Origin of the sequence: Devosia sp. (assembly GCF_036676215.1) — a bacterium.
GTDB lineage: Bacteria > Pseudomonadota > Alphaproteobacteria > Rhizobiales > Devosiaceae > Devosia.
Genome location: NZ_JAKFDJ010000033.1, coordinates 1 through 2,809 on the forward strand (window position 1 = coordinate 1; position 2,809 = coordinate 2,809).

The 2,809-nt window shown below is 66.3% G+C and carries 3 protein-coding genes; 1 reads left to right on the forward strand and 2 read right to left on the reverse strand.

Going from position 1 to position 2,809, the window contains the following annotated elements; all coding sequences use genetic code 11:
* Positions 1-70 precede the first annotated feature (70 nt).
* Positions 71-1,099 carry an AraC family transcriptional regulator gene (locus V6M52_RS02205; RefSeq protein ID WP_332686929.1) on the reverse strand — a complete coding sequence of 343 codons (1,029 nt, stop codon included), beginning with the start codon at positions 1,097-1,099 and terminating at the stop codon, positions 71-73.
* A gap of 68 nt (positions 1,100-1,167) precedes the next feature.
* On the opposite strand from V6M52_RS02205, the gene V6M52_RS02210 reads away from it, so the two are divergent.
* Entirely contained in the window at positions 1,168-1,536 is a 369-nt protein-coding gene (locus V6M52_RS02210) for a DsrE family protein (RefSeq protein ID WP_332686931.1), read from the forward strand.
* A 44-nt stretch (positions 1,537-1,580) separates the two neighbouring features.
* On the opposite strand, the gene V6M52_RS02215 is transcribed toward V6M52_RS02210, so the two are convergent.
* Positions 1,581-2,597, reverse strand: coding sequence for a GlxA family transcriptional regulator (locus V6M52_RS02215; RefSeq protein WP_332698981.1), 1,017 nt, complete (start codon positions 2,595-2,597; stop codon positions 1,581-1,583).
* Between the last annotated feature and the right edge of the window lie 212 nt (positions 2,598-2,809).

The window sequence follows — 2,809 nt, forward strand, 5'->3', positions numbered from 1 at the left end:
GACGAGGCCACCAAGGACGGCCAGATGGAACTCCACCCCCGCCCCACCGGCTGGCTGCGCTAGTCGTCGTTCAGTCATTGAAGGCGCTGCCCAGCCGGGCAGTGCCTTCGGTAGCCTGCTGCCGCCACGCCGCGGGCGGCATGCCGTAGGCCCGCGCGAACGCCCGGTTGAACGCCGCTTCCGTGCCATACCCGGCGGCGAAGCCAATAGCGGCGATTGGCTGGGTCGTCGTCGTCAGTGCTACACTGGCCAGATAGAGCCGCCAGTCCCGAACGTAGCGCATCGGCGTCGTGCCCAGCAGCGCGACGAAGCGATCGGCCAGGGCGGTCCGCGACAGCCCGCTCTGGCTGGCCATTGTCTCCACCGTCCACGCCCGCTCGGGCTCGGTATGCACCAGCGCCAGGCACCGACCCAGCGCCGGATCGGCTAACGCGGCCAGCCAGCCGGTTATGCCCTTTTCCCGGTTCACGATCCGCAACCGCAGCAATTCCAGAAACACCAGCTCGGTCAGCCGCTCCAGCATGGTGAGACTTCCGGGGCGCCGGCTGTCGATCTCGGCCATCATCTGGCGGATCATCGTGCCAAGCCAGTCGGCATCATTGGCGCCGCGGGTATTGATATGGATCAGCCGCGGCATGGCATGGCGCAGCGGCGCGAAGCCCATCGCCCCGATGCTCACGAAGCCGCAGAGAATGCGCACGCGCTCGGCATCCTCATCGCCATACTGCATCACTGGCAGGGCGCTCCATGGCTGGGGTGGAAGCTCGACCATCGGGGACACCGTCTGCCCACCGCGGCCCGACCCCAGCCGGTGCCCGTCGGCAAAAGGAAATACCAGCACATCACCGGCCTCGACCGCGCGCGTCTCCCCGTCGAAGGTCAGCCAGCAATCGCCCTCCACCACGATGTGGAACGGCATAATGCCCGGCATCCGGGCACTGAGCGTCGCCAGCGGCAGGGTCGTGTCGCTCTGCCACGCGCCGCAGGGCTCGAAGGCAAATTGCAATGCACCCGAAAGCCGGATCGTCGCCAGAACCCCCGCCAGCACATCGGCACTGCGGTCCGGTGTTTCGATCAACTCATGCGGTGTCGCGGCCAAAGACGTCTCCTCCGCCGCGCCCTAGACATTGGGCGCCAAGACGAAACCACTCACAAAGGAACTTTATCGTGTCAAATATCACTGACAAGCTTGTTGTGCTCGTGACCAAGGGGATCGATTCCGAACTCTCCTCGGTCGCCTTCACCATCGCCAATGGCGGCCTCACTGCCGGCCTCAAGGTCTCGATTTTTCTGACCAGCACCGGCATAGACCTCGTCCGCCGGGGTGGCCAGGCCATGACCCATGTGGCGCCGCTCGAGGGCCTTGGGGCCCTCATCGCTGATTTCCAGCAGCGCGGTGGCACCATCTGGGCCTGCCCGCCTTGCGTCAAATCCCGCGGCTATGCGCAGGAGGACCTGCTTGAGGGCGTCATCATCACGGGTGCCAGTGCCATGCATGCCGAGATCAAGTCCGGTGCCGCGACCCTGTCGTTCTGATCGGCAGCAATACCGCCTGGCGGCGCCAGCGGCATGGCTCGACCTTAGCCGCTCGCCCCCAGGTAGCGGCGGCGATAGGCGGAGGGCGTGACGCCGACCAGGCGGCGGAACAGATGGCGGAAGGCGGAGGGCTCGGTATAGCCGACCTCCGCCGCGATATCGTCAAGCGGCTTGTCGCTGGTCTCGAGCCATTGCTTGGCCTCCTCGATCCTCATGGTCTGGATATATTCCATCGGCGACTGGCCGGTCGCGGTTTTGAAGCGCCGCAGCAGGCTCCGCTCCGTCAGCCCGCTCTGCGCGGCCATTGCCGCCACCGGATTGGCATCGGCATAGTTGTCCGCCGCCCAGACCTGCGCCGCCGTGACCAGCTTGTCCTCGTGGCGGCGGCCCACCGTCAGCGCCGCGAAGGGAAGCTGGCCCTCGCTGTGCCAGTCGAGCAGGAACAGCTTGGCGATGCGCCGCGCCTCCTCCCGCCCGACAATCCGGCCGATCAGGTAAAGCAGCAGGTCGTGCCATGACGAGAATCCGCCCGTCGTGATCAGCCGGTGCCCCTCGCCCGCCGGCACCAGCACGCGCTCCTTGCGAATGCGGACATTGGGGTGCTGGCTCTGGATGGCGTCGCAATAGCCCCAATGCGAGGTCGCCTCCTCGCCGTCCAGCAGGCCGGTCGCGCTCAGCAGCATCGACCCCGAGCACAGCGAGGCGACGAGGGCCCCTCCGGCATAGGCCGAGCGGATCCAGTCGTAGGAATCGCTGGAAGACGCGGGCAGGGGCTGCCACGGGCCGATGGTCACTTCCGGGATGATGATGATGTCGGGCTGCGGATAATCGGCCAGCGCGCCATGCGGCTGGATGAGCACGCCGTGAAAGTCGCGATACGGTTTGCCGTCGACCGAGAGCAGCCGCGGCAGGAAGCGCGGCTTGGGTTCTTCCCCGTGCAGGGTCTCCCAGAGCTGCCCCACCGAGGCGAGCAGATCCATCACGATAAAGGCTCCGGCGCTGCCGGTTTCAGGCGTCGCGAGCACGGCCGTGAGCAGGGGTCGGGGAGTATCCGCCGTCATGACTGTATGTCCGATATGAACCGTTTCTGTCGGAACCCAGCCTATCAGTAGACGCGTCCGCCGCCTAGATGCTGGCCCCAGAGGCGACGGATGAGCCGCGCCTGACGATACAACTTCGGGAGATTCCCATGACCACCGCAACGGCTTTGCGCCAACAGCAGACCGAATTCGACGCCGGCAAGGCCCAGGCCTTCGCCGGCAAATTGCTCGGC

What these genes read in the sequence shown, in the direction of transcription:
- V6M52_RS02215 (WP_332698981.1), bottom strand. Translation starts at nt 2,597, where the DNA reads ATGACGGCGGATACTCCCCGACCCCTGCTCACGGCCGTGCTCGCGACG.